This is a genomic window from Lentilactobacillus curieae (assembly GCF_000785105.2).
Lineage (GTDB): Bacteria > Bacillota > Bacilli > Lactobacillales > Lactobacillaceae > Lentilactobacillus > Lentilactobacillus curieae.
In genome coordinates, this window is the sequence record NZ_CP018906.1 from 1,728,098 (window position 1) to 1,753,998 (window position 25,901).

Genomic DNA, 25,901 nt, shown 5'->3' on the forward strand with positions numbered 1-25,901 from the left:
GAGGGTACAGCAGTTGGCAAACATGACAAATGGTGAAATATTTAAATTACTCTCTGAACATGATTTGCTCGTAAAGACTTCACACAACTTAGACTTAAATGCTGACTATGCTGGAATCACATATGATTCTCGTGCAGTTCAAGACGGTTTCTTATTTTTCTGTAAGGGAAATTTCAAGCCGGAATACCTAAGCAGTGCGAAGGATAAAGGGGCAACTACCTATGTTTCTGAGGTTGAATATGCCGATGTTGAACTACCCGCAATTATCGTGAATAATGTCCAAAAAACAATGTCGCTCTTAAGTGCGGCATTTTTTGGCTTTCCACAAAATAAACTCACGACCATTGCATACACAGGTACTAAGGGGAAAACAACGTCTGCTTACTTCACAAAAAATATCCTTGATCATCAATACAAGGTTGGCTTATTTTCGACGATTGATACAATCGTTGGCACTGGTGCTGACGATGAATTTAAATCTAGCTTAACTACACCAGAATCTCTTGACTTGTTTACTAATATGAATCGGGTTGTTAATAACAAGTTAGATCATTTAGTGATGGAGGTTTCATCGCAAGCTTATAAAAAGAATCGGGTATACGGCTTAAAGTATGATGTGGGAATTTTTCTAAATATCTCTCCAGATCATATTGGAAGAAACGAGCATCCAACTTTTGCAGATTACCTACACTGTAAAGAACAGTTGTTGGTTAATTCTAACTCGGTAGTTATTAATGCAGATGGTTCCCATCTGCTTGATACATATATGACTGCAAAGGCCACTACCGAGCCAGAAAACATTTATTTATTTGCAAAGGCAGAAAGTGAAAATTCTAAAGAATATCCAATTGACTTTGAATATAGGTCTTTAGCTGACTCATTGGAATCCAACCGAATTTCTCTCAAGGCAATAAGTGAAAAGGGACAACAGCTTGGAATTGACGGTGACTACGAAATTGGGTTACCAGGTGATTACAACGAGTCAAACGCAGTTGCCTCGGCAATTGCTTCAGCATTAGTTGGCGCTCAGCAAGACAACATCAAGGCAGGATTGGCTAGAATTGTTATTCCAGGCAGAATGGAACATTTTAACACGCAAAGTCACGGAACTGTTTATGTTGATTACGCTCATAACTATGCCAGCATGGATTCTGTTCTTTCGTTTTTGAAATCACAAAATCCGCATGGAAAGGTTATTGTAGTTACAGGTAGTGCTGGTGATAAGGGAATCGATCGTCGTCCCGGACTGGGAAAGGCAATTGGCCAATCAGCTGATATTGCTATTCTGACGGCAGATGATCCAGGATATGAACAGCCTAAGGATATTGCTGATACGATTGCTGACAACATCAATAATGATTCTGTTCAAGTAAAGTACATTGAAAATCGTGAAACTGCAATTAAACAAGCAATTGAATCTAGCCAATCAGGTGACGTTGTTTTGATTGCTGGTAAGGGTAGAGACCCTTACCAAAAGGTGAACGGTGTGGATACCCCTTATGCTGGGGATGCACAAATCGTTGCTGAATATACTAAGGGGGTATAAGGATGCAAGAAAATCAAACCAAGTTCACGCCAGTTTTGTTAGGTAGTGACTTCAATGCATACGGAATGGCAAGAAGTTTGTATGAAATTTATGGTCAACCTGTAAAAGCATTTGCTCAAGCACAGTTAGCACCAACTAGATTTGCTAAGATTGTTGATTTGGAGTTGATTGATGGCTTTTCAGAAGACCCAGTATGGATCAACGAAATGATGAAAATCAAGGAACGTTATGCTGATCATGAAGAACCAGTTATTTTAATTGGCTGTGGTGACGGTTATGCCGAATTGATTTCTAAGCACAAGTCAGAGTTAGAAGACGTATTCGTCTGCCCATACATTGACTATGACCTAATCAAACAGTTAAACGATAAAGAGAACTTTTATAAGATGTGTGACAAGTATGACTTGCCATACCCAAAAACTAAAATTATCACCAAAGCCGAATATGAATCTGGAGAGAAAGTTGCTCAACCCTTCGATTATCCAGTTGCACTGAAGCCGGCCAACAGTGTTGAATGGTTAGACATTCACTTTGAGGGTCGGAAAAAGGCATTTATTATTAAGTCAGAAGCAGAGTTTTACGATATAGTTGGTAAAATTTATGATAATGGCTATACTTCTGACTTGATTTTACAAGACTTTATTCCAGGCGATGACAGCAATATGCGGGTTCTAAACGTATATGTAGACAAGAATCATAAAGTTAAATTTATGTGTTTAGGTCACCCATTATTAGAGGATCCAGCACCATCAGCAATTGGTAATTATGTTGCCATCATTCCTGAGTTTAATCAGGATATTTACAATAAGGTAAAGGACTTCCTAGAAAAAATCGAATTCACAGGATATGCTAACTTTGATTTGAAGTACGATACCCGTGATAATTCTTACAAATTGTTTGAAATCAATTTAAGAACTGGCCGGAGTAGTTTCTTCGTTACTTTGAATGGCTATAAATTAGCTGATTGGGTTGTTCAAGACTACGCATTTGACTCATTGAAGGACAAAGACACTTTCTTTGCCAACCAAGATTCTAGCAGGTACTTCCTTTGGTTAGGAGTAACTCCAAAAATTTTCAAGAAATATGCCAAGGAAAATGATGTTAAGGAACATGCCGTCCAGTTATTAAAAGAAGGTCGTTATGGGGACACCTTCTGGTACGATCGTGATAAGAGTCCGAAGCGATTTGCACTGTATAAGTGGATGATGCATAATTACGCAAAGAACTTTAAGAAGTATTTCACTGCTAAATAGCAAATAGGGGATGCAATTATGAATCACTTTTTCTCAATTATTGGCGGAATGGGGACGGAGGCCACAGAAACTTTCATTCATATTTTGAATGATAAGACTGATGCCCAGAAAGATCAGGATTACCTTAACTATATTTTGGTTAACCATGCGACAATTCCTGACCGGACGGATTATATCTTGGACCATAGCAAGCCTAATCCATTTATTCCGTTGAAGGATGACATCTTGACTCAAGCGAAATTAGAGCCTGATTTTTTCTCCATCCCATGTAATACCGCCCATTATTTTTATGATGATCTTCAAGCATTGACCGACATTCCAATTTTGCACATGCCTAGACTGACAGTTCAGCAAATCAAAACTAATTTTCCTAAGGCTAAACGAATCGGCTTAATCGCAACCCGCGGTACTCTGCATGACGGAATTTATGATAAAGAGATTCTTGATGCTGGCTATGAGCTGGTTAAGCCAACTGAAAAAATTGCCGATGAGACAATGGAACTAATTTACGACAATATCAAACAAAAAAACCATGTCGATCCAGAACTCTATCACAGAATTTTAGGCGAAATGGTTGATGAACTTCACAGTGATGTTGTCATTTTAGGCTGTACCGAATTGTCAGTTGCAGAAGAGCGGGCCAGTGACCACAATTACCCTGTGATCGATGCTCAGACAGTTTTAGCTGATAAAACAATTGAATACGCAAGAAAAAGCCAGCCTAAAAGTTAACGGCTGACTGTAATAAGATTGCGATGACGGCGACCACGACAAAAGTGGCCGTCGTTTTTATTTTTAAAATTCCATCCTGCTTACGACCGATTATAGTCTCTGAAAGGGCGATGGCAATCAGAGTTAAAATTGCAGAAATGATAATGAATACGGGGTGGCGTTCGAAGGAGCGAATATCAATCACGACCTGCGAAATCATAATTCCCCAGTAGAATAATCTCGAGTACATCATTGACTGGATTACTCTCTTTTTTGTTGTTCTGGTGATTGCAAATAGAACGGCAAATATCAGTCCTACCCAACAAATATAGTTAATGGCGATCCACAATTGGCCATCCCTCCCTTACGAATATAGTATTGGTTATTTTTGAATAAAATGCAATTAACAAGCAATCTACAATAGAAAAGTTAGTGGACTGGTGCTATACTATAAAGAGTGTTGCGGGTATAGTTTAGTGGTAAAATCCAAGCTTCCCAAGCTTGTGTCGCGGGTCCGATTCCCGTTACCCGCTTGTGTCTGAAATTAATGTATTGACAGACATGGGTTTCATTGGTTATCATTTGAATGTTATTTACAATTCAACAATAAGAGAAGAGTAACTAGGTATCATACTTCAAGCAAGTTCGGGGCGATGGGAGCCGGGCAGTATCACTAGTGAAGCGCGCTCTTTAGAATTTTTTAGTTTAATAATTGAGCGGATTTTTAAAATCAACTAGAGTGGTACCGCGGGTTTACTCGTCTCTTGCAACTATGTTTTGCAAGGGACTTTTTTTATACAAAATTTTGGAGGTAGTCTAATGGATTATAAAGCGCAAGTTACAAACTCACTTTTGGAAGCATTGAACGATGAATTAACATCAGCAGATGTTTATCAAAAATTGGAAACACCTAAGGATTTATCAATGGGTGACCTAGCATTCCCTGCATTTACTTTAGCCAAAGTAATGCACAAGGCACCAAATATGATTGCTGAAGAGTTGGTTTCAAAGATCAATACTGCATCATATGAAAAGGTAGAGGCCAAAGGTGCTTACATCAACTTCTTCTTGGATAAAGGTCACATGAGTAACGAAGTAATCACTAACGTTCTTGAAGAAGGAGCTGCATATGGTCAAAATGATTTAGGTAAGGGTGGTAATGTCCCAATCGATATGTCATCACCTAACATCGCCAAGCCAATTTCAATGGGTCACTTGCGTTCTACAGTTATTGGTAACTCAATTGCTAAAATCTTGGTTAAAAATGGTTACCATCCAATCAAAGACAATCACTTGGGTGACTGGGGTACTCAGTTTGGTAAATTGATCGTTGCCTATAAAAAATGGGGTAACGAAGACGACGTAAAGGCTGATCCTATTAACAACTTGGTTAAGTACTACGTTAAATTCCATCAAGAAGACAAAGAACATCCAGAACTTGATGACGAAGCTCGTGAATGGTTCAAAAAGCTTGAGGATGGCGATGAAGAGGCAACTTTCTTATGGCAATGGTTCCGTGATGAATCGCTGAAGGCCTTCAACAAGATCTATGACAAATTAGGCGTTACCTTTGACACATACAATGGTGAAGCATTTTATAACGATAAGATGCAAGCCGGAATTGACATTTTGAAAGAAAAAGGTCTTCTTGAAGAATCACAAGGTGCTCAAGTTGTTAAGCTTGATAAATATGACTTGAACCCTGCTTTGATTTTGAAGAGTGATGGTGCCACTTTGTACATCACTCGTGATATTGCTACTGCTATTTACCGTGACCAAACATACAAGCCAGCACTTAATCTTTACGTTGTTGGATCTGAACAAACATACTATTTCCAACAATTAAAAGCTGTTTTACTTGAAATGGGATTGAAGTCAGCTGAAAACTTACATCATATTCCATTTGGTTTAATCACTGTTAATGGTAAGAAGTTGTCAACTCGTTCAGGAAGAATTATCTTACTTGACGAAGTTCTTGATGATGCAATTGAACTTGCCAAAAAGCAAATTGAAACTAAGAATCCAGACTTACCTAACAAGGAAGAAGTTGCTAAAGAAGTTGGTGTTGGTGCCATTATCTTTGGTGATTTAAAGAATGAAAGAACTAATAATATTGATTTTGTTCTTGAAGATCAATTGAGATTTGAAGGAGAAACTGGGCCTTACGTTCAATATTCTCATGCTCGTGCAGAAAGTATTCTAAAGAAAGCCGGCAACATTGACCTTCACGCTGCTGATAAGTCAATCACCGACGAAAATGCTTGGGATACAATTAGAACTCTTCAAGACTTCCCAGAAGTTGTAAAGAGTGCATGCGCTGACTTTGAACCTTCAGAAATTGCTAAGTACTCATTGAGATTGGCAAAAGCGTTCAACAAGTACTATGCACACTCAACAATTTTGGGTGACGATGAAGGCTTAGCATCAAGGCTTTCATTAGTTAAGGCAGTTTCCATTGTGCTTAAGGAATCACTAAACTTATTAGGGGTTAAGGCACCAGACGAAATGTAATTCGGAACTTTTCCGTAACTAACTATATAAATAAGCTCCGTGATATTGATCAGTGATATCAGGGAGCTTTTTATTTGCTAAAAGTTATTTTAAATTTGTTAAAGGGTAATTTAAGTTTTCTATGGCTTACCGGCCAATTAAGCTGGTTGTGATACAATATCCTGGTAATTATAAAAGGAGATTTTGTATGAATAACAATTCTTCAGGCTTTTTTCATAAGTTAAAAGCTAAGTTAGGCCCTGCACATAAAAAGTGGCGGCGGGTCAACAAAAAGTTCCATATTCTAAAATGGCTGACTGTAATGGTACTTGCTTTCGGCCTTTGTCTAAGTGGATATTTAACGTATGTTGCCAAGACTGCTCATGTCCAAAATCTGGAATCATCTTTATCAAAGACTACAGAAATATTTGATGTAAGTAATCAAAAAGCTGGCGAGTTGTACGCTCAAAAAGGAACCTACGTTAAGTTAAACAAGATTTCTAGTAATATTCCAAAAGCAGTTCTTTCAACTGAGGATCGCAACTTTTACCATGAACATGGTTTTTCTGTGAAGGGAATTGCCCGGGCATTCCTGTTATTGCTAAAGAATAAATTGCTGCATAGAGATTATATCAGTGGTGGTGGTAGCACCCTGACCCAACAATTGGTCAAGAATGCTTACTTATCTCAGGAGCAGAGCTTTAGTAGAAAACTAAAGGAATTATTTCTATCTATTCAAGTTGAAAATGTGTACAGCAAGAACGAAATTTTGACTATGTATTTAAACAACGCATACTTCGGTAACGGTGTCTGGGGCGTTCAAGATGCATCTCAAAAGTACTTTGGTGAAAATGCGTCCCAACTCTCAGTCCCAGACGCAGCTGTGCTGGCGGGAATGTTAACGTCTCCAAGCGCATACAATCCAATCGATCACCCAAAAGCGGCCCGCGAACGCCGAAATATGGTTTTGCAATTGATGGTTGAAAACAAAAAAATCACCCAATCACAAGCAAATTACTACAAATCAACCCCAATTACCGTCAATGACACCTATGTTCGTAAGGATGGATACAAATATCCATATTATTTCGATGCGGTAATTAACGAGGCAATTAGTAAGTATGGGTTGACTGAATCCCAAATTATGAATAAAGGATACCGAATTTATACTAATTTGAATCAAAATCAGCAGGCATCAATGCAACAGAATTTTGATAACAATACATTGTTCCCAGCAAATGCTGCTGATGGCACTGAGGTTCAGGCCGCTTCGATTGCGGTTTCACCAACTACTGGTGGAGTTAATGCTGTCGTTGGTGGACGTGGTCAACACGTATTCCGAGGATTTAACCGAGCCAACCAGATCAAGCGGCAACCTGGTTCGACAATGAAGCCACTTGCTGTCTATACTCCGGCACTCCAGTCAGGCTATAAGTTTGATTCTAACTTGGTAGATAAAAAGAAATCATACGGATTAAATCACTACACTCCAAAGAACTACAACAACCAATATCTTGGTAGTGTACCAATGTATCAGGCATTGGCTCAGTCGATGAATGCACCAGCTGTCTGGTTATTGAATCAAATTGGTGTTGATAAGGGTTACGATTCCGTCAAAAACTTCAATATTCCGGTGTCTAAGAGCGATAAGAACCTTGCCCTAGCACTTGGAGGATTATCTTCTGGAGTATCGCCACAGCAAATGGCAGGGGCGTATACAGCATTTGCAAACGGCGGGAAGGTAATGAAGCCTTTCTACATTAGAAAAATCGTTGACTCTACTGGAAAAGTAGTTGTTGATAATACTGAAAAACAGAGTGGTCGACAAATCATGTCGTCACGAGTAGCTAAACAAATGACAAGCATGATGCTCGGCGTATTCAACAGTGGTACTGGTACTGATGCCAAACCATATGGTTACTCTGTAGCTGGTAAAACTGGTAGTACTGAGGCTGATAATACCGGGTCTTCTGATGCAACCAAGGATAAATGGATCATCGGCTACACTCCTGATTTAGTTGTTGCAACCTGGGAAGGCTTCGATAGTACCAACTCTGCTCACCATTTAGAGAATCTGAGTGGGACTGGTGTAGGGGCATTATTTAGAAATGAAATGCAGACAATGCTGCCATATACTAAGAACACTAGCTTTGATACTGAAGATGCAGAAACAATGGCTAAGGGAAACAATCAAGGATCTGGTGATTCAATTTGGAGCACTATTCAAGATAAAGCTAATGAAGTCGGTAGTCAGTTTGAAGAAAAAGCTAAAGATTTCATCGACGATGCCAAAAGCTGGTTGGGTGGAAACTAAAAATTAGCTAAACGAGCCGTTATGTATGTTAGACTAGTATTAACTAATAATTAAGGTGGATTTTTATGACTGATGATATTAAAAGTGCAGCAATTGCACTTTCTGAACAAGTAAAAGAAGCAGAAGAATTTAAGCAATTAGGCAAAGCTTACACTGACCTCAAAGCTGATAAGGACACTTTTGAATTATTTGAAAAGTTTCAAAATCTTCAAATGGGATTACAACAAAAGCAAGCCAGTGGCCAGCAACCAACTGACGATGAACTAAGTGAAGCCCAATCAATGGCACAAAAAATGAGTTCAAATAAAACCATTACAGATTTGATGGACAAAGAACGCAACCTTAACAACTTGCTCAATGACATCAATCAAGTGGTTACTCAACCAATCGTTGACTTATATCACGACTAAACGAAAAGCGCCAAAGTTAGTGTTAATTTAGCTAATTTCGGTGCTTTTTTGTACATATAAAATTTTATAAGAGGGATTATCGATGAAATTTATTCATGCCGCGGACGTGCATCTAGACAGTCCGTTTTCTGGCTTACTACAAAAGGGTAATTTACCAAATACGTTAGCTACTGCAATTACAAAATCTACCTTCAGCTCATTCAAAAAAATTGTTAATGACGCAATTGAAGAATCAGTGGATTTTGTGATTTTGGCAGGGGACCTTTTCGATCGGAACGATCGGAGTATCGCTGCTGACGCATTTATTAATGATCAGTTCAATCAATTAAAGGATCATCAGATTCCCGTTTACTTGATTTTTGGAAACCATGATTTCTTTAATTTTGATAACGACCATTTAGACTATCCAGAAAATGTTCATGTGTTCAAAAATGATGTTAGCACTGAAACATTGACCTTAAATGACGGTAAAACCGTCGTACTTTCTGGATTTAGCTTTAAGACCCAGTGGATTCATGACAGTTATGCGGATAAATTTCCAGCCAAGTCCGGAACTGACTGGGCAATTGGGATTATGCACGGGAGCGCTGATTCAGTTGATTCTCCAGAAGCGAACTACGCTCCGTTCAGCATTAGTCAACTTGAAAATAAGAATTATGACTATTGGGCACTTGGTCACATCCATAAACGACAATCGCTCAATGCTGACAAAACAATCAACTATGCTGGAAATACTCAGGGGAGAAGTATCAATGAAGCAGGCGATAAGGGATATTTATTAGTAAGTGAACAAAACGGCAAGCTAATCCCCGAGTTTAAAAAAACCGCAGTAATTGACTGGAAACTTGTCACGATGCCTGTTGATGAATTAAAACCTGCTGAATTGGTTGACCGAGTTTTAGCGAAACTAGCCGATTTGAACTTGCCTACTACAACGCTGGTAAGGCTAGTTCTTCAGTCAACTAAGCCAAGTTCGGTTATTGGTGACGCGGTTAAAGAAGGGGACTTGTTAGAGCAGTTACAAACCTCTAATTCTAGAGTTTATGCAGATATTAATGCCTACATAGTTTCTGTTAAGTATCAAGTAACTGAAACAAAAATTACCAGTCCAGTTGACCAAGAATTTTTTGAGCAAGCAGCTGATAGCGTTTTAAAAGAAACACAAGTTGAAAAATATCAAAGTCTTTTTAATGACTACCAGTTTATTTCAGAGGACTTAAAAACAGCAGAATCACAGTCTGAAATTGTCCAAATGAGTCGACAGGTAATTAATGAAAAAGTAAATATTGAGCAGGAGGACCGCTAAAGTGATTATCCAAAGGCTAAAAATTTACGGCTATGGTAAGTGGTCGGATCAACAATTCGAGCTTGATGAATCAATCCAAGTGATTATGGGGCCGAATGAAGCTGGTAAATCGACAATCGTGGACTTTATTAAGTCAATTTTATTTGGCTTTCCCACAGCTAAACAGGCCACGCATGGACAGTTTATTCCAAAGGACGGCAGTAAGTTTGGCGGGGAGCTATTCTTTCGAGAAGCAGGTCATGACTATCGAATAGTAAGAACAAAGGGTACCCACGGAGGAAAAGTCAGTTTTTATGATTTAACCGCGGATATTGAACTAACCAAGGCGGACTTTGAAGAGTTACTTTCGCCAATAACCAGGCAAGTGTACGACAACTTATTTTATTTTGGTGAGTATGTTCAAAAGGAGCTCTATGGCCTCAATAAAGATAAATTAAGATCGAGAATCCAGCAAATTGGCGTCGCTGGTTCTGATCAGTTGATTGACATTAACGAAGATTTCGAAAAACAAGCTGAGCACTTTTTTGCAAAACGTGGGACAAAGAGAGTTATTAACAAAAAATTAACCGAATACGATAAATTAAGTGCCAGAGTTGAAGAGGCAAAGAGCAATTTTAGTGAATATGAATTGCTAACGAGACAAGTCACTGACCTAAATAGTGTGAATTCAGAAAAGCGAGCTTCATTAAAGGAGAAGCAATCGAAGTTATCAATGCTGCAGTCACAGGCAAGCCTGGTTCCTTTGTTGAGTGAGCTTAACAGCATACCAGAAATAAGCGAACATCAACTTAAACAAGGGTTTAGCGAAAAAGATCATAACCAAGTTAATGAATACTTAGCTGAAAAGTACTCATTATCTAAAGAAGTGGATAGGGTAAAGAAGCAAATTGATGATCCAAAAATGACGGTGTCATTATCGCCAGCAGCCAGTTTTTACCGACAAAATTTATATAAAATTGATAGCCTTTACAATCAAACAACTGATGTTCAGGAGCAAATTTCACAGTTGACCTATAATCAGCAAATGATTGAAAATAATCAAGGGAAAATTAATTCTCTAAAGCAATCAAATAACTTAACTGATCCATTACCCAAGCCTTTTGATGATCAGACAAAGGTGAATGTGGCTAATTGGCTAAAACGTGAGAGTCAAATTGAAGCCGCTCAAGCCAGCGTTCCGGACGTAAAAACTTCAATGACGATTAATCCAGTCATGATGGGAATTTCTGTGCTAATTTTGGTAGTTGGGTTATTGATGAATTCAATCGCAGTGAAAATTGGCGGCATCGTAGTTGCTGCAGCAATTGCTTACTTTTTCGGCATTAACCGGCAAGCTAGTCAAGATATTCCTGACTATACCGAAGAATTAGCCGATCTTGAGAAAAAACTAACACGGGTGCGGCAGACACATAATCTGAATCAGATTGATTCGGCGGATTGGCTAAATATTCAACCAGCTTTATACCAAATTACAGAATTGAATAAAGAAATTACGGAATCATCTACAGTGGTGGAACAGCTGAAATCCTCAGTCAACGATTATTTTATGCAGTGGGATTTTGCCAATGATTGGTTAGCTGGCTTTTCTAACGGGGATGCCAATATCAAGCTGAATACCATTCGTGATTCTGTTACCAGGTGGCGTCAAGATTCGAACCACTCTTTGAATACTGAAAATCAAGTTAATACACTTAAGGGAGTATTAACTGATAATCAAGAAAATCTTGAACAAGTGGAACAGAAATTGGCCAAGTTTTTAAGTACTCGTCATATGAATAATGCTGCTGACTTTGAAACTGAATATACCAGGCAGCAACAATTAACTAAGCAATTTAATCGGCGCCAACAATTAGTCGACCAAATTGAAGCCAGCAAGGTTCAAGTCGACCTTAATACTGATTTAACTGAAATCCAGCAATCTATAGATTCACTAAAAGTTAAAATAAATTCATTACGCAATGATTTGAGTCAGGGAGAAACTCAGGCGACTGAGTCAGAAACAAAGCTAGCTCATTTAATCCGTGATGGGGAATATCACGAGTTACAACAGCAGCAAGCTAACTTACAAGCTGAAATTTTAGAAGATGTTCATACCTATGTATCGCTGCTGATGGGTTCTGAATTCATCAGTAAGGTTTTAGATTTAGCATCAAAGGGTCGATTACCTAAAGTTATCAATCAGGCAACTGATTATTTCGGAATATTAACTAATCATCATTATGACAAACTTAATTTTGATGCTGAACTAACTGTGACTGCAAATGATGGTATGATTTTTGCAATCAATGAGCTTTCTAGGGGGACGTTAGAACAGCTGTACTTATCACTTGTATTAGCGATGGCGGTTAATTTTGCGGACGAATATCAAATGCCAATCATTATTGATGATGGATTTGTAAACTTTGATGTTAATCGTCGAAATAATGCTTATGAATTACTCAATCAAGTAGCCAAACATACTCAAGTTATTTATTTGACTGCTAATCAATACAGTGACAATCTAGAGTTACCAGTAATAAATCTTTAATAGACAACAGGGGGGATTTGATGATATCTGCGTTATTGACAGCTACGGCGGCGTTTAAAAAGCGTTTTTCTCAGTACATGATTTTATTGATCTCGATGAACGTCGTATTGGCAATGTTGGTGGTTGCCTTTAAATGGGTGACCGGATACGTTCTTTCTCTCTTAGGAATTCCATATGTGTCGTACACTAACGCTCTGCAAATAATTAAAAATCCAACGGCTGTTTTAGTGTTATTGGTAATTTTAATACTGCTGTTAGTTACAGTGTACTGGCAATTTGCTTTTATCCTACTGGGATTAAAGCAGATTGAAAACCATAATTTTTCGTTGCGTTATTTAATTGGTAGTAGTCTGGAAAGTCTTTTACACTTATCTGGGTGGGAAATCCTATTCTTTATCTTTTATTTCGTATTAATATTGCCACTATCTCAGGTGATATTTAGTTCGAGACTTTTGGGTAAAATCGTAGTTCCAGACTTTATCATTGAATTTTTGGAGACTCAGCCACTTCTTATTGCGGCTTCACTATTTGCCTTGGCTATCATCATTTATGTAGCAATCAGAATGGTTTTTGTGTTGCCATTGATGATTTATGGCCGCCTACGAGTTAGAAGGGCAATCAAAGAGAGTTTACAGATTTCCCGGGGAAACTTCTGGAAACTGGTGATTACGATTGCTTTCTTAACGTTTATGACTAGAGTAGTTGTTTACGGTCTGTTTCTAGTGATTTATGGATTTCAAGTGTTTTGGGATTCAGTTGGTAAGCCTGACTCACTAATTTTCGGGGTTCTTAACCTTTCACTAGTTCAATTGATTAACTTAGTTGGGAGTGCTTGGACTCTAGTTGTTTTATTCAGGTTTGTGCTGTTATTTCCAAGGATGAAGGCGTACTTTGCTAGCTCATTGAGAGTTGATTTTCGGGCTCACGAATCGACAAGATGGCGGTTTAAATCATTACCAACGTTGATTTTAGCAGTTGTTGGTTTGTTTTTTCTGGCGGGTAACGTTGTATTCTTAAGCAATTCACTTGGTAAGATGCCGTTAACGATTTCTCATCGAGGAGTGAATAACAATAATGGGGTTCAAAATACAATTCCTGCGATGGCGAAAACTATCAGGAACAAACCAGATTACATTGAGATGGATATTCAAGAAACGAAAGATAATCAATTTGTTGTGATGCATGACCCAAATTTGAAGAATTTGACAGGTGTTAATAAGCGGCCAAAGCAGTTAACTCTCAGACAGATAACTAAGCTGACAGCTAAGGAAAATGGCCATAAAGCAAAAGTGCCTAGTTTTGACCGATACTTTAGTTATGCTCGGCGTCATCATCAAAAGCTATTAATTGAAATCAAAACTCAGCCAGATGATTCAAAGGGCATGGTGGGCAGGTTTGCAAAAAAATATGCGGCACTAATAATTAGGAACAATGATATGGTTCATTCTCTTGACTATTCTGTGGTTCAACAATTAAAGCGGCGAGTTCCACAAATCTATGTTAGTTACATCATTCCATATAGTTTGACGTATCCAACCAGCAGAGCCAATGCGTATACAGTTGAACAGACTACACTGGACGATAGTTTCGTTGAGGCTGCTCATTCTCAAAGAAAACAAGTATTTGCCTGGACGGTGAATGATCCAGATCAGATGGATAGTATGATTTCAATGGGAACGAATGCAATTATTACTGACCGTTTGTCTGAGTTGCGCTCTCAAATTGATGAGTTTAAAGGGCAGCCAGGATACGCGGAAAAAATTCTGTATTACTTTGTTACTACCCCAGCAACAACGGGTGGTACTAGCCAAGGAGTGTAATTATGACCAAACAATTGATGGATTTAGTAGAAAATGAAGATTTCGAAATGTTCGTGATACTAAAGAAGGCTGAAAAACGAGTAGCCAAAAACGGTAAACAATTTTTAGCCATTACGTTTCAAGATAAATCAGGAGAAATAAATGGAATGTACTGGGATGCTAGCGATGATGATGTTGAAAAGTTCACGGCTGGTACGATTGTGCATCTAACCGGGAAGCGCGAAAGTTACTTAAATAGCCCTCAAATTAAGATTTCTTCAATGAATTTGCCTAATCCGGATCAGCATCTGGACCGTGAAGACTTTGTTCAATCAGCTCCAATGAAAGAGGCGGATATGAAGTCAGAGATTGACCAGATTGTTTTTTCAATTACTAATGCAACATATAATCGAGTTGTAAGGTATCTTTTGAAGAAACATGGAGATGCATTCTTTGAGTTTCCTGCTGCCAAATCAAATCACCATGATTTTGAAGGTGGGTTGGCCTTTCATACAATTTCTATCGTTAGGCTAGCTGAGCACATTGTGGATCAGTATGGGGACATTGATGCACCGTTACTATACGCTGGTGCTGTTTTGCATGATTTAGGAAAAACAATTGAGCTGTCTGGACCAGTTGGAACTACCTACACATTGGCTGGTAATTTACTTGGCCACTTAAGTATTATTGATGCGGAGATTGTTGAAGCTGCTGATAATTTAGGGATCTCTCAAGACTCAGAAGAATTACTGTTATTAAGGCACATGGTGCTTTCTCATCATGGTCTGAAGGAATATGGGTCACCAGAAAGGCCACAGTTGTTAGAGGCGGAAATTCTCCATGATTTAGACGAGCTTGACGCTTCTATCATGATGATGAAGAGGGCGCTTAACCAGACTGCACCAGGAGAATTCTCTGATAAGATTTTTGGGCTAGATAACCGGAGATTTTACAGACCAAATACAGAAGAATAAACAAAAAAGGCATCAATTCCATGTGGAATTGATGCCTTTTATAGTTAGTGATTAATTACTTCTTTTTGCTTGATGAAGTTAAGTAATCAGCAAGGACGTTTTCAAGATCTTTGTCTTGAATTTGAACGTTACCTTTCTTCAATACCTTAGATACGACTGAGTGAACAGTAGCACTGTCTTGAAGCTTGTTAGCGACGATTTGGTCCTTTAATTCACTTTCGTGATCCTTGTATGAACCCTTCTTAGGATGGTTTACCATTTGAATAACTTGGTAACCATATTGGGTCTTAACAGGAGTCTTAGTGTATTCACCGTTGTCCAACTTGAAGGCAGCAGCCTTAAAGTTCTTGTCTAGTGAAGTGTTAGTGTTATCAAATGCGGCGATACGGCCACCTTTTTTCTTAGTAGCTGAGTCGGTTGAGTACTTCTTAGCTAAGCTTGAGAAGCTCTTACCGTCTTTAAGTTCGCTGATAACTTTTTCAGCTGTTGACTTCTTTGAAACTAAGATTTGGTTAACAGTAACTTTTGGTTGGAATGATTTGAACTGTTGCTTCAATTGAGCATCAGTAATCTTGATGTTATCCTTAACGGCTTCTTGTAGTAATAAGTTAGCCTTGATATCATTCTTAAGACCTGAAGCAGTCATTCCGTTTTGTTGTAGTACGGCATTAAATGATGAACCGTATTGTTTCTTATACTTTGCAAAGTCCTTGTTAACTTCTGAATCCTTGACCTTGTCACCGTATTGCTTATCCAATACCTTGTTCAAGATCATTTGTTGAAGTACTTGCTTACCACTTGAAGTATTCTTCAAGCTGCTGTAATAAGCACTTTCTGTAATTTTTCCACCGTCAGTAGTAGCAACTGATTTGCTACCACAGGCAACAAGAGTAAAACTAAGTAATACCCCGGCTAAAGCAATTAGCCATTTTTTCATACGAAAACACATCCATTTCTCCAGATTTTTGCGTTTAAATGCAAACGTTCTTGAAAATAATAACATACAAACGACGAAGTAGGCCAATGAGACCTAAACTTAAACAAATATTCATAAATATTAAATGAACCTTAATCCATTTTAGTTATATCGTCTGAATGTTTTTGAATCTCATCCAACCTTGGTTGAATTTGAAACATCGCTTCTTCAACAGCACGTTGAATGTCAGAAACCACTTCATTAATTGTAGCGGCTTTTTCCGTAAAGTCACTTAATGATGACTTGAAATTATCAAGAGCTGACTTGAAGTTTTCAGCATCCTGTTTCTTTTGAGTAAATTTTTGCTTGGTGTTATCGATAAATTCTTGGGGAGTTTCTTTTCTGGTATACAGATAAACTCCAGCCAAGAATGCCGAGCCACCAATCATTTTAATCAATGTCTTCATGTTAATCACCTAGAGCCTTAACAATAGAATTTTGAATATCCTCTAATTGTTCTGACGTGTACTTATTTGAATTATCTTTAAACGTCATTGCAAAATCATCATGGTCTGTATACCGAGGCACTAAGTGAAAGTGGGAGTGGAATACAGACTGATAAGCGATTTGACCATTGTTGTTCACAATGTTCATACCCTTAATTTCAGGGTTTGAGTCACGCACAGCTTTGGCAATCTTTGGAATCCGTGAGAAGACTTCAGCTGCAAGCTCTGGGTCATACTCAAAGATATTTGGAACGTGCTTTTTGGGAATTACCAAAGTGTGCCCAGGCGTCCCTTGAGAGATATCCAGAAACGCCTTAACTACATCGTCTTCATAAACGGTGTAGCTAGGAATTTCGCCAGCAACAATTTTACAAAAAATGCAATCTTTCATATTTCATACCTTCTTTCTAAAGCATCTTAAATCAATTATAACATTGACTCCGTCCATGACTAATTCAAAGTTCTCTTACCTATGTTATAATCATCGTTGTAAATTTATACGATTGGAAGTGGCATGGTGGCTTTAGAAGTCAATAAATTAGTGGGTGGCTACTCTTCAGTGCCCGTTTTAAAAGACATTACCTTCGATATTAAGGACAGCGAACTGGTTGGCCTTATTGGACTTAACGGTGCTGGTAAGTCTACTACGATCAACCATATCATTGGGTTACTAACTCCGTTTTCTGGATCGATTGAACTAAATGGAATTACGATAACCGATGATTTAAAAAAATATAAGGGACAAATTGCTTATATTCCTGAATCACCAATCGTTTACAAGGAATTAACCTTAAAAGATCATATCGAAATGACGATTATGGCTTACGATTTGGATCCTGATGAAGCTTGGAAACGAGCTCATTCACTTTTAAAAACTTTTAGATTAGACAATAAGTTAGACTGGTTCCCTGATAACTTTTCAAAGGGAATGCGGCAGAAGGTAATGATTGTTTGTGCCTTCATGACAAACGCCAAACTATTTATCATTGATGAGCCATTTTTAGGACTAGATCCATTAGCCGTTAGTGATTTGCTTGAATTGATTACTGAACGTAAAAGACAAGGTGCAAGTATTTTAATGTCGACCCACGTTTTGGATACTGCACAGAAATATTGTGATCGCTTCGTCTTGGTTCACGAAGGGCGAGTGAGAACTGAGGGAACACTCGAAGAGCTAAAACGTGAATTTCCAGAGGCGGGAGATTCACTTAATGATATTTACCTAACGCTTGCAAAGCAGCAAGGTGAACGAAATGAATAGCCTATTTAAAAAACGGCTTTCCTCACACTTAACAGAAATGCTAAAGTATTTACGTCTCGTCTTTAATGACTACTTTGTGTTGGCATTGATGTTTATGGTTGGGGGGCTAGGCTATTACTATTCTGGAGTATTAAAGGACCTTCATAAGGGGACTTGGTGGGCACCATTACTAGTGATTGTTTTTTTCTTGATTACGGTTCAATTTGGCAGGCTAGCAACGCTGATTGAGGATCCTGATTACGTGTTCTTGTTGCCGAGAGAATCGGAGATGCCCAAGTTCTTTAAGGCAGGGTATCGCTACAGTCTAGTGATTGCCCTTGCAATTCAAGTGATTCTTTGGTTTATCAGTATTCCGTTCATTGAGAGAACTCTAACTGTTGAAACGATATCGTTGCTGTGTTCACTAGTTTTGTTGAAGATAACTTGGCTAACTAGCGATTTCATTCGGAAGTTTAAGGTAAAAACCTGGTTGTCAAACCGACTATTTTTCCGGTGGTGTTGGCCACTTGTTGTTTTGGGCATCAGTTTGTACACAAACGCTGTACTGGGTACTATCTTTGCCTTGGTTATGTTATTAATAAGCTTGGTATTTTCTATGCGGTTAACAGTTAATGTGCCGGTTGATTGGCAAACAGCAATTAGCGATGAAAATAGTCGAATGCACACTATTTACTCATTCTTTAACTTGTTTACAGACGTTAAGTCGATGAGCGGTTCTGTTAACCGACGAAAATATCTTGACTGGGTAGTTTCCAAAATTAAACTTAAGTCAGAAAATACCTATTTGTATCTCTATTCTCATGGTATTATTAGGGATACAGAAATGAGCGGATTGTTTGCTCGGCTAACCTTGATTGGAATGGTGCTATTGGCGTTTATCGCAGGGACTTGGTTACCAGTGATCCTTTCGGTACTGTTCATCTATTTGATTGGGTTCCAACTGATTCCGTTTTATTATCACTTTGATAACAATGCCTTCGTGCACATTTATCCAATTGATAGGAAAAATCAGTTAAGTAGTTTTCAAACGGTAATTAGGAATATGTTGACAGTCACTGCAGTGCTATTTGCGGTTGTGGTTATCCTAGTTAATCTGCACAATCCAGTTACCATTATTGCCGTGATTGTTGCCGAAATTTTGGAACTACTTGGATTCGTATACTTGTATGTTCCAAGCAGAATAAAAAAGGCGTATTCTAAGCGCTAATCTCATAGGCTGAGGTGCTTTTGCCCCCCAGCTTTAATTATGTAAAAAGAAAGAAGGCGGTTTTGATGCGAGTAAGAAAAAAGCCCTGGGCAGAACCATATATTAAAGAACATCAAGAATATATCGTGCTTGATCCTCAAAGTTATTTAGGAAAATGGCAAGATAGATTTGCAAAGAAGCAACCACTCCACGTGGAAATTGGAACTGGAAAGGGCCAATTTATCATTCAAATGGCAAAAAAATATCCCGACGTTAACTTTATCGGGATAGAATTACAGGAGTCAGTTATTGCCACTGCGTTAAGATCATTTTTAGAGGACCCAACTCCTAATTTACAATTTGTTTTAACTGATGGTGGGGACGTAAACGAATTCTTTACAGCTCATGAGATTGAAAAAATTTACCTTAATTTCTCTGATCCTTGGCCAAAGACTCGACATGCTAAACGGCGTCTAACGTCTCCTGGATTTTTGAAAAGTTATCAAGATGTCTTGAAAACTGATGGTGAAATTGAATTTAAAACTGACAACCGTGGGCTGTTTGAGTATTCTTTGGGTAGTTTTAACAACTATGGGATGCAGTTTGAATATGTCAGTTTAGATCTTCACAAATCACCAGAGGCCGAGGACAACGTTGAAACTGAGTATGAACAGAAATTTAGTCCCCAAGGACCAATCTATAAGCTAGTCGCAAAATTTAATTCATAATAACGTTGTGATCAGTAATTGTTCCAGATTTATCAGCGTAGTATTCGTGAATCAAAGATTGTGAGTTTGAATCTTTATAATCAAGACCAAAGTGGAATACATGTTTGCCGTCATTGGCTTTTTGCTCAAACCAGCTACCAATGAAGGTTAATTCATTGTCGTTGATAGTTGGTTTAACCTTGTTGATCAGCCGATCTTCAAGCGATTCCATTAGTTCTTCTTGTTTTTTTGCGTCGCCAGTTTTTTTAGCGACAAAAAGTGCCATAGAAATGGCTGTAAGTGATAAACTATAAAGAAGAGATTTTACTTGCATATTAATTCCCCCAGTAATTACTTTGTTTAATTGTTGGTTATATTATATATCAAGGATTCTCTTTGTAAATTAACTGATTCATCAGTAGAAAGAAAAGGGATTTTCAATGGAAGTACTTGAGAAAACAAATTACGATAATATGGTCGATCAAATCAAGGATGGCAAGTATATGCTGTTCTTCACAGCCGACTGGTGCCCTGACTGCCGCTTCATTAAGCCAGCAATGCCAGAAATTGAACAGGAATTTTCCGAGTACAAATTTCTCACGGTAGATCGTGATGAAAACATCGACCTTGCCGCTGAAATGGGCATTATGGGAATTCCTAGTTTTGTTGCTTTTTCAGATGGAAAAGAACTAGGTCGCTTTAATAATGGTGATCGCAAAACTAAAAAAGAAGTTGAGGACTTTATCAACTCACTTAATTAATTTGTTATATGGAAAGGTTTTTTAGATGTTAATTGCAAGTTATAACCACAAGGGTACCGGAGATACGTTAGTTGTTTTATTGCGCCAAGATGTGGCGGAACAGGCAAGCACGGTTAAGGATGGCATCGCCAGAATCTTTGACCCGGAGACCGATAATACCCTAGGATACAATTTTTTAAATGCTAGTGAAGTTTTAGATGACCTTGCTGATGTAAACGGACAAGCTCATTTATCAGAGGCAGATGTGGCTAAGCTTAACGAAGCACTTGTTGATGCTGGCTTCCCAGGTGACATTGAATTTGATCCTGAACCTAAATTTGTCATTGGGTATGTTAAAGAAATTAAGGATCATCCAGATTCAGATCACCTTAAGGTTACAACTACAGTAGTCGAAGATGGTAAAGAGTTACAAATCGTTAGTGGTTCGCCCAACATCACGGACAACATTAAAGTGGTAGTTGCTAAAGTTGGTGCTATGATGCCAGATGGATTGATTATTTGGCCTGGTAAACTTCGTGGAGTTGAAAGTGACGGAATGATTAGTTCTGGTCGTGAACTTCACTTAGCTAATGCCCCTCAAAAGAAGGGAGCTTTGATTTTGCCAGATGATTTTGGTGAAGTCGGCACAGAGTTTGATTTTGAAAAGGGTCAACATATTTTTGATTAAAAGAAAAAACGCAGGGGTTTGCAATGGAGCATTATGACGGCCCTGCTTTTTTTCGCAGAAAACGCGAGAAAAAACAGGATTTACCAAAAAAACAACTGAATAGACAACCAAGTGTTCACCAATCAAAAAGTAAGCCTGAACACGCGACTAAGCACCGGCCCACGCCGGTTTCTCGTCCCAAGCAAAAAGCTTTAGATTCTGCTAGGTCTTTTTATGACTTACCTAGATTTAACAGTGCTAGAAAGCAGGAAGTGGAAACTAACAGTTTTTTAACGCAAAAGCGAAGACGTCAGGGAATTTACGAGCTATTCAAGCAAGAGTTAGCGTTAACTACTGATAAGCTCATTTTGATGGCCACTACAGCGAGCGATTATGACTTCGACCTTGATAAGCGCAATGGTAACTTTACTCCTGAACAAAAGTCTGCGTCAGAACCAGTTGAATCATCAGAAATACGAGTTGACAATCAAGAGTTACAAACAGACAACTCAAAACCTGTTGAACATTTTACCGAAACTGATAGTTCTAACCTTGAATCAGCAGAAAAGCCAGTTTCACCAAAGCACGTTAAGGTACGCCGCGGATTAGGAAAATCATTTAGGTCAATGGTTCATCGGGAGCGGGAAAAAGCAAGCAGGCTTAATGTGTTTAACGATCAGAAAAAAACTGAGCTTGATAATCAATCTTCGAATATTGAGAAATCAACCGGTAGTGTCGAGGCCAATTCAGCAACCCCTTCGGCAGACTCTAAACCTGAGTCTGTTGGGTTACATAGTTCTGAAAATCAGTCTTATTCTTCAGAAACGAGTTCTGATAAATTAGATATAACAGCTGACAACTGGGTTCCATCTATTAATTTGCTTGATCATGAGCAGACTAATGATGCTAAACTAAATGATTCTTTTGTTACTGATCAGATAACTAAGTTGAATAAAACGTTATCTGCATTTAAAGTCCATGCTGAAGTTGTTAATTATACTGTAGGGCCAACCATTACCCAATTTGAAGTTAAATTGGCACTGGGAGTCAAGGTTAGTCGAATAACCAATCTCGCTGACGACATCAAACTTGCTCTTGCAGCTAAGGATGTCCGGATTGAAGCTCCAATTCCAGGTAGGTCAACTGTCGGAATCGAAGTTCCTAATCCGCAGTCTCGGCCTGTAAACCTTGCTGAAATTATCGATTCTCCGGAATTTATTAACAATGCTGCTACCTTGTTAGCAGCAGTTGGTGAGGATATTTCGGGAAAACCAGTTGTTGGCGATATCGCTAAGATGCCTCATGCATTAATAGCTGGTGCAACTGGCTCTGGTAAGAGTGTCTTTATTAATGGGCTGTTGACCTCATTACTGTATAAGGCGAGTCCAGCTGACTTGAAGCTGCTACTGATTGATCCTAAGGCGGTAGAATTGTCAATGTACAGTGGGATTCCACATTTATTGGCACCAGTCATTTCAGATCCACAGACAGCTACTCAGGCTTTGAAGTGGGTAACCAAGGAAATGGATGAGCGGTACGAAAAGTTAGCAGCCGCTTCGGTTCAAAATATTAAACAATTTAATGACCGAGCTGAGGAAGCAGGAGAGTACGGTCTTAAGATGCCGTATATCTTAATCGTAATTGATGAATTGGCTGATTTAATGATGGTATCTTCTCAGGATACTGAAACTTATATTGCTAGAGTAACTCAAAAGGCAAGAGCTGCAGGAATTCACTTGATTGTTGCTACCCAAAGGCCTAGTGTTGATGTAGTTACTGGAACAATTAAAAATAATATTCCAACAAGAATTGCGTTTGCCGTTTCCAGTCAGATAGATTCCCGGACGATTTTAGATTCATCAGGGGCAGAAAAATTGCTTGGTCGAGGGGATATGCTTTACTTAAGAAGTGGGGCATCTAAACCTGTTAGGCTACAGGGAGCTTTCGTTAAAAATGATGAAATTCACCGTGTAATTGATTTTGTCCGCAGTACCGGTTCACCGCACTACCAGTTTTCTCCGGAGCAACTTAAGAAGTCTTACGAAGAGGCCGAGCAAAACGACCCGATTATGGGAGACGTTTTAGAATATATTGCCGGAGAAGACTCAATTTCCACTTCTAAGCTACAACGAGTTTTTTCAATCGGTTATAATAGAGCTGCAACTATTATTGATGATCTTGAAGATCAACACTATATTTCTGAACAGCACGGGTCTAAACCTAGGGAAGTTTATTACCGTAAAAACAGTGATCAGGAATAAAAATATATTTAGTTAGGAAGAGAGATATGGATTCAGATACTACTTATCATTTTGTAGGAATTAAGGGGACAGGGATGAGCGCTATGGCACTCATTTTGCATGATCGTGGCATGAGTGTTCAAGGTTCAGATATTGAACAATACACTTTTACTCAACGAGGATTAGAAAAAGCCGGCATTAAAGTAATGACATTTGATCCTAGCAATATTCATGAAGGATTAACTGTGATTGCTGGAAACTCATTTAATGATGATCATCCAGAAATCAGAAAAGCTCGTGAAATGGGGCTCACAGTTTACCGCTATCACGATTTCTTGGGCAAAATGATTGAAGGCAAAACTAGTATTGGAGTTGCTGGTGCTCACGGTAAGACTAGTACCACTGGCTTGCTTGCACATGTCCTTTCTGGAATTTCACCAACAGATTATTTAATCGGCGATGGCTCAGGAAAAGGTGTTCCTGACGCGCGTTTCTTTGTGTACGAAGCAGATGAATATCGCCGCCATTTCTTAGCTACATATCCAGATTACGCAATCATGACCAATATTGATTTTGATCATCCCGACTACTACGAAAGCATTGATGATGTTCGCAGTGCATTTGATACTTTTGCTAGCCAAGTTAAGAAGGGGATTTTTGCTTGGGGCGATGACGAGAATCTGCGTAAGTTGAAGGCTGATGTACCTGTCTATTATTATGGCCTCAAGGATACTGACGATTTCCAAGCCGTTGACGTTAAACGGACTACTAGTGGTTCAACATTTACTGTTATGTATCATGGCGAATCACTTGGGGAATTTGAGGTTCCACTTTATGGAGAACACAACGTGCTTAACTCTTTAGCAGTTATTGCTGTGGCATATTTCGAAAAGGTAGACCTTGCCGAAATTCGTCGCGAATTGTTAAGCTTCTCAGGGGTTAAACGGCGGTTCTCTGAACGCAAAGTTGCCGATATGACGATTATTGATGACTATGCTCACCACCCATCTGAAATTAAGGCTACTTTGGACGCCGCTAGACAAGAGTACCCAAGTAAAGAAATTATTGTGGTATTCCAGCCACATACTTTCAGCCGGACGATCGCCCTGATGGACGATTTTGCTAAGAGTCTTAATAAAGCTGATAAAGTTTTCTTGACTGACATTTATAGCTCACCACGTGAGAAGTCAGGTAAGGTATCTTCCCAAGATCTTGGTGCTAAAATTACCAAGGGTGGAGAAATTCTTAAAGTTGAAAATATGTCACCATTGTTGGACTTTGACAACGATGTCGTAATCTTCATGGGTGCTGGTGATATCCAGAAGTATGAACAGGCTTATGAAGAACTTCTAAGTCACCTAAGTAAAAAAATAAATTAATTTTTCCTTATACTGACCATTAATTGAGCAAAGTTGCTTGATTAATGGTTTTTCTTTGCTAAAATTATCTAAACAGATATAAAAAGGAGCGGTTTAATTGAACAATTTTCCCAATGAAGATGCTCGTCGAGTTGTAAATGCAGATTCTGGTTTGAATTCATTCTTATCTAAAATGTATGGTTGGATGGCACTAGCAGTTTTAGTGTCAGCAGCTACTGCTTACTTTGTAGTTAATGTTGGTCAAGGCCAAATTGTTTACACCATGATGGCAAATCCATTTCTTAAGTGGGGGTCGTTAATTGCTTGGATGATTATTCCAATCATGATTTCTTTTCAAGCGCTAAAGCGACCAACCTTTAGTTTTGGAATGCTGATGCTTTATTCAGTGTTAACTGGCTTCGTTTTTTCAAGCTACTTGTTGATCTATACGGGAGCTTCAGTATTAGCTGCGTTCCTTAGCGCATCGGCAATCTTTATTACGATGGCTGTGATTGGTTTAACCACCAAGAAGAATTTAAATCGACTTGGTACTCAGGTGTTTGGTGCTTTAATCGGTTTAATGGTGGCAATGGTAATCAATATGTTACTAAAGAGCAGTGCCATTGGCTTCTTCATTTCAATTGCAGCAGTTATTATCTTTTCAATTTTGACGATGTATGATTCAAATAGAATGGCAAAGATGTACATGCAATACGGTAGCACTGGTCAAGTTTCAATTACTGGGCTTGCGGTGTCAGGCGCATTACAACTTTATCTAGACTTTATTAACTTGTTCATCCAATTGCTTAATATCTTGGGTGTTGTGGATGATCGTTAATCTTGGTTGATAGCAAAAATCAGAAGTAATCTGCAAGGATGCTTCTGATTTTTTGTTTGTAGAAATCAAATAAGAATAATTCTAAATCAGCTTGGGAATTATTAACTGACCCGTGGTAAAATTAATGAGAAGTATACAAATGTTAGGGAGAT

Annotated in this window: 23 protein-coding genes and 1 tRNA gene; 19 read left to right on the plus strand and 5 right to left on the minus strand. The window is 38.5% G+C overall.

Going from position 1 to position 25,901, the window contains the following annotated elements; translation table 11 throughout:
- The first annotated feature begins 22 nt into the window (after nucleotides 1-22).
- The 3 genes from PL11_RS08360 to PL11_RS08370 are packed head-to-tail and all read left to right on the plus strand — an operon-like array spanning nucleotide 23 to nucleotide 3,531.
- Nucleotides 23-1,546: a UDP-N-acetylmuramoyl-L-alanyl-D-glutamate--2,6-diaminopimelate ligase gene (locus PL11_RS08360; RefSeq protein ID WP_035167683.1), complete on the plus strand. Its 1,524-nt coding sequence runs from the start codon at nucleotides 23-25 to the stop codon at nucleotides 1,544-1,546.
- Between the two features lie 2 nt (nucleotides 1,547-1,548).
- Nucleotides 1,549-2,799 (plus strand): carboxylate--amine ligase, encoded by a 1,251-nt coding sequence (locus PL11_RS08365; RefSeq protein WP_035167377.1) that lies wholly within the window; start codon nucleotides 1,549-1,551, stop codon nucleotides 2,797-2,799.
- Between the two features lie 18 nt (nucleotides 2,800-2,817).
- Nucleotides 2,818-3,531 carry an aspartate/glutamate racemase family protein gene (locus tag PL11_RS08370; RefSeq protein WP_035167376.1) on the plus strand — a complete coding sequence of 238 codons (714 nt, stop codon included), beginning with the start codon at nucleotides 2,818-2,820 and terminating at the stop codon, nucleotides 3,529-3,531.
- Here PL11_RS08370 and PL11_RS08375 read toward each other — a convergent pair.
- Nucleotides 3,521-3,859 carry a DUF1516 family protein gene (locus tag PL11_RS08375; protein ID WP_035167375.1) on the minus strand — a complete coding sequence of 113 codons (339 nt, stop codon included), beginning with the start codon at nucleotides 3,857-3,859 and terminating at the stop codon, nucleotides 3,521-3,523. The genes PL11_RS08370 and PL11_RS08375 overlap by 11 nt on opposite strands.
- Nucleotides 3,860-3,972: 113 nt before the next feature.
- On the opposite strand from PL11_RS08375, the gene PL11_RS08380 reads away from it, so the two are divergent.
- From PL11_RS08380 to PL11_RS08415, 8 genes are all read left to right on the plus strand, one after another.
- Nucleotides 3,973-4,043: transfer RNA gene (locus tag PL11_RS08380), tRNA-Gly, on the plus strand.
- 286 nt (nucleotides 4,044-4,329) lie between these two features.
- Complete coding sequence (argS, locus tag PL11_RS08385; RefSeq protein WP_035167374.1) at nucleotides 4,330-6,021, plus strand: arginine--tRNA ligase; 1,692 nt, start codon at nucleotides 4,330-4,332, stop codon at nucleotides 6,019-6,021.
- A 187-nt stretch (nucleotides 6,022-6,208) separates the two neighbouring features.
- A complete protein-coding gene (locus tag PL11_RS08390; RefSeq protein WP_035167373.1) occupies nucleotides 6,209-8,314 on the plus strand; it encodes a PBP1A family penicillin-binding protein in 2,106 nt (701 codons plus the stop codon).
- 65 nt (nucleotides 8,315-8,379) lie between these two features.
- Nucleotides 8,380-8,724, plus strand: coding sequence for a YlbF family regulator (locus PL11_RS08395; protein ID WP_035167372.1), 345 nt, complete (start codon nucleotides 8,380-8,382; stop codon nucleotides 8,722-8,724).
- Between the two features lie 82 nt (nucleotides 8,725-8,806).
- Nucleotides 8,807-10,030, plus strand: a complete 1,224-nt coding sequence (locus PL11_RS08400) for a metallophosphoesterase family protein (RefSeq protein WP_035167371.1) — start codon at nucleotides 8,807-8,809, stop codon at nucleotides 10,028-10,030.
- Nucleotide 10,031: 1 nt separating this feature from the next.
- Nucleotides 10,032-12,557 (plus strand): ATP-binding protein, encoded by a 2,526-nt coding sequence (locus PL11_RS08405; RefSeq protein ID WP_035167369.1) that lies wholly within the window; start codon nucleotides 10,032-10,034, stop codon nucleotides 12,555-12,557.
- A gap of 20 nt (nucleotides 12,558-12,577) precedes the next feature.
- Complete coding sequence (locus PL11_RS08410) at nucleotides 12,578-14,377, plus strand: glycerophosphoryl diester phosphodiesterase membrane domain-containing protein (protein ID WP_052127787.1); 1,800 nt, start codon at nucleotides 12,578-12,580, stop codon at nucleotides 14,375-14,377.
- Nucleotides 14,378-14,379: 2 nt separating this feature from the next.
- Nucleotides 14,380-15,330 carry a 3'-5' exoribonuclease YhaM family protein gene (locus tag PL11_RS08415; RefSeq protein WP_035167367.1) on the plus strand — a complete coding sequence of 317 codons (951 nt, stop codon included), beginning with the start codon at nucleotides 14,380-14,382 and terminating at the stop codon, nucleotides 15,328-15,330.
- Between the two features lie 55 nt (nucleotides 15,331-15,385).
- Here the strand turns inward: PL11_RS08415 and PL11_RS08420 are convergent, their stop codons facing one another.
- The 3 genes from PL11_RS08420 to PL11_RS08430 all read right to left on the minus strand — a co-directional run bounded on the left by PL11_RS08420 (nucleotide 15,386) and on the right by PL11_RS08430 (nucleotide 17,143).
- Nucleotides 15,386-16,267: a peptidylprolyl isomerase PrsA gene (locus tag PL11_RS08420; protein ID WP_035167681.1), complete on the minus strand. Its 882-nt coding sequence runs from the start codon at nucleotides 16,265-16,267 to the stop codon at nucleotides 15,386-15,388.
- A 131-nt stretch (nucleotides 16,268-16,398) separates the two neighbouring features.
- Nucleotides 16,399-16,713 carry a hypothetical protein gene (locus tag PL11_RS08425; RefSeq protein ID WP_035167366.1) on the minus strand — a complete coding sequence of 105 codons (315 nt, stop codon included), beginning with the start codon at nucleotides 16,711-16,713 and terminating at the stop codon, nucleotides 16,399-16,401.
- A gap of 1 nt (nucleotide 16,714) precedes the next feature.
- Nucleotides 16,715-17,143, minus strand: coding sequence for an HIT family protein (locus PL11_RS08430; RefSeq protein ID WP_035167364.1), 429 nt, complete (start codon nucleotides 17,141-17,143; stop codon nucleotides 16,715-16,717).
- A 123-nt stretch (nucleotides 17,144-17,266) separates the two neighbouring features.
- Here PL11_RS08430 and PL11_RS08435 point away from each other — a divergent pair, with 123 nt between their 5' ends.
- The 3 genes from PL11_RS08435 to trmB all read left to right on the plus strand — a co-directional run bounded on the left by PL11_RS08435 (nucleotide 17,267) and on the right by trmB (nucleotide 19,927).
- Nucleotides 17,267-18,013 carry an ABC transporter ATP-binding protein gene (locus PL11_RS08435; RefSeq protein WP_191982061.1) on the plus strand — a complete coding sequence of 249 codons (747 nt, stop codon included), beginning with the start codon at nucleotides 17,267-17,269 and terminating at the stop codon, nucleotides 18,011-18,013.
- Nucleotides 18,006-19,220 (plus strand): ABC transporter permease, encoded by a 1,215-nt coding sequence (locus tag PL11_RS08440; protein ID WP_035167362.1) that lies wholly within the window; start codon nucleotides 18,006-18,008, stop codon nucleotides 19,218-19,220. The genes PL11_RS08435 and PL11_RS08440 overlap by 8 nt, the downstream gene beginning before the upstream one ends.
- Nucleotides 19,221-19,285: 65 nt before the next feature.
- Nucleotides 19,286-19,927, plus strand: a complete 642-nt coding sequence (gene trmB / locus PL11_RS08445) for a tRNA (guanosine(46)-N7)-methyltransferase TrmB (protein ID WP_035167361.1) — start codon at nucleotides 19,286-19,288, stop codon at nucleotides 19,925-19,927.
- On the opposite strand, the gene PL11_RS08450 is transcribed toward trmB, so the two are convergent.
- Complete coding sequence (locus tag PL11_RS08450) at nucleotides 19,917-20,240, minus strand: hypothetical protein (protein WP_035167360.1); 324 nt, start codon at nucleotides 20,238-20,240, stop codon at nucleotides 19,917-19,919. The two genes, trmB and PL11_RS08450, sit on opposite strands and share 11 nt — an antisense overlap.
- Nucleotides 20,241-20,346: 106 nt before the next feature.
- Here PL11_RS08450 and PL11_RS08455 point away from each other — a divergent pair, with 106 nt between their 5' ends.
- The 5 genes from PL11_RS08455 to PL11_RS08475 all read left to right on the plus strand — a co-directional run bounded on the left by PL11_RS08455 (nucleotide 20,347) and on the right by PL11_RS08475 (nucleotide 25,749).
- Nucleotides 20,347-20,667, plus strand: coding sequence for a thioredoxin family protein (locus tag PL11_RS08455; RefSeq protein ID WP_035167359.1), 321 nt, complete (start codon nucleotides 20,347-20,349; stop codon nucleotides 20,665-20,667).
- Between the two features lie 25 nt (nucleotides 20,668-20,692).
- Nucleotides 20,693-21,334 carry a YtpR family tRNA-binding protein gene (gene ytpR, locus PL11_RS08460; protein WP_035167358.1) on the plus strand — a complete coding sequence of 214 codons (642 nt, stop codon included), beginning with the start codon at nucleotides 20,693-20,695 and terminating at the stop codon, nucleotides 21,332-21,334.
- A gap of 23 nt (nucleotides 21,335-21,357) precedes the next feature.
- Nucleotides 21,358-23,574, plus strand: coding sequence for a DNA translocase FtsK (locus PL11_RS10540; protein WP_035167357.1), 2,217 nt, complete (start codon nucleotides 21,358-21,360; stop codon nucleotides 23,572-23,574).
- A 26-nt stretch (nucleotides 23,575-23,600) separates the two neighbouring features.
- On the plus strand, nucleotides 23,601-24,932 hold the full coding sequence (gene murC, locus PL11_RS08470; RefSeq protein WP_035167356.1) for a UDP-N-acetylmuramate--L-alanine ligase: 1,332 nt from the start codon (nucleotides 23,601-23,603) through the stop codon (nucleotides 24,930-24,932).
- A 97-nt stretch (nucleotides 24,933-25,029) separates the two neighbouring features.
- Nucleotides 25,030-25,749: a Bax inhibitor-1/YccA family protein gene (locus tag PL11_RS08475; protein ID WP_035167355.1), complete on the plus strand. Its 720-nt coding sequence runs from the start codon at nucleotides 25,030-25,032 to the stop codon at nucleotides 25,747-25,749.
- The last annotated feature ends 152 nt before the right edge of the window (nucleotides 25,750-25,901 follow it).